The 1,616-nt window shown below is 69.6% G+C and carries 2 protein-coding genes; both read right to left on the bottom strand.

The window, feature by feature from the left end:
* On the bottom strand, nt 1-255 hold a 255-nt coding region (locus tag VGT06_06885), incomplete at its 3' end, for a TRAM domain-containing protein (protein HEV8662843.1).
* A gap of 325 nt (nt 256-580) precedes the next feature.
* Nucleotides 581-1,616: multiheme c-type cytochrome (locus VGT06_06880; GenBank protein HEV8662842.1), on the bottom strand; the 1,036-nt coding region annotated here is incomplete at its 5' end.

The raw sequence follows: 1,616 nt of genomic DNA, 5'->3' as shown, positions 1-1,616 counted from the left end.
GAAGTGGGGGCAGGGGGCCCCGCGTCGGTCGGAGGAAGGGGTGACCACCTCGAGGAGCTCGCCGCGCCGGTAGTCCTGCCGCTCCTCGACGATCCGGACCCGGACGACCTCTCCCGGCGCGGCGAAGGGAACGAAGACGGCGCGGCCATCCTCCCCCTTTCCCAGGGCATCCCCCCGGAAGACGAGGCGATCCACCGTGAGGGCCACAGCGGCAGGGGCAGAAGGCGGCGCGGGCCTGGCCTTGGTCGGGTGCATAAGGCCTCCTGGAGCGATGGGGCGGCTGGGCAGGCGGACCGCGGCCTCCCGCCCTTCCCATACTACCCGATTTTACCGGCAGGACCCAGATGCCCCAGGCGCGGGACCTGGACGCCAAGGCATGCCGCTTTGGGGCTGGTCAGAATCAGAAGAGGAGGATCGTTTCAGGAAGGGTTGGGGGAGGCCTCCGAACCCAGGGGGGAGCTCCGCCTGCAGACGCAGGAGAACCCCCGGCCTCCCCGGGTCCCGCGGGCCGGCGGGCCGTCCCGTGGCCGACCCGGAGCCCGGCTAAGCAACCTGACTTGCCTGGCAGGCGGGCGCGGCGTCACCGCGCAAGGCGGGTGGCGCCGGCGATCTCCAGCGTGATCTCCTCAGGATTGACGACGGCCATCGGATACCGGTAGTAGAGCTTCGCCTCCGCCACGAAGTCCGGCGGGCCGGGATACGGGAAGAGGAAGCTCACCTCCTGGGCCCCCTTGGGCGGGATGCGGTTGTCGCTCAGGATTGCGCTCCCCCGGAGCAAGACCTGGGCGTCGGTCCGGAGTTCGTTGCCCCGCTCGTCCACCACCACCTTCCGGAACGCCTTCCGCTGCTCTCCCACCACCGTCTGGCCCCGGCGAAGCTGGACCACCAGCTCAATCTGCCGGGTCGGGAGACCCGTGGGGATCATGTGGCCCGATCCGACGTTCTCTACCCTCACCACCACGCGATAGGCCTTGTCGATCCGCCGGATCTCCCGGACCTCCACCCGGGCAGCCTTCCGGACCTGCTCACTGGAATGCCCCCCCTGGATGTCGTGCAAGTTGATGGGCCGCGGGGGGGCCTCGATCTCGGGCCGGACGACGCGTCCCTGCCCCACGGGCATGTGGCACGCCTGGCACTGGGTCCCCTGCTCAGCGTAGGGACCCGCGCGCCACTCGCTGTAGGTCCCCATGAGGACGGCCCCCGACTTCGCCCGGTATTCGTGGCAGCCCCCGCAAAGCTCCGACGTGATGTGGGTCACGGAGTACTGGGTCCCGTGGGCCGGCGACCGGGCGGACCGGATCGGCCCCCACTTCACCAGTCCGGGACGCATGGTATAGGGCTCCCCGGCCGCCAGCGGATTTGCCGCCGTGATCGTGTGACAGAAGTCGCAAGTGACGCCTTCCCCGGTGATGGGCAACTGCTGGTCGTAGTCCTTGGTGATGCGCGTCGTAGGCGCGTGGCAGCTCAAGCAGAGGGGCCGGGCGGCCCCCTTGCTCAGCTTGATGGCCTCCCAGTAGGCGGCATCGAAGATGGGGTCCGAGAGGGACATGGCGTGGAGGGAGTTCTTCCAGGTACGGTGGATGTCCACGTGGCACCCGGCGCACACTTCACTGCTG

This window comes from Candidatus Methylomirabilis sp. (genome assembly GCA_036000645.1).
Taxonomy (GTDB): domain Bacteria; phylum Methylomirabilota; class Methylomirabilia; order Methylomirabilales; family JACPAU01; genus JACPAU01.
Note: the sequence above shows the minus strand (reverse complement) of the source record. Positions and strands in the feature narration are given on the sequence as shown.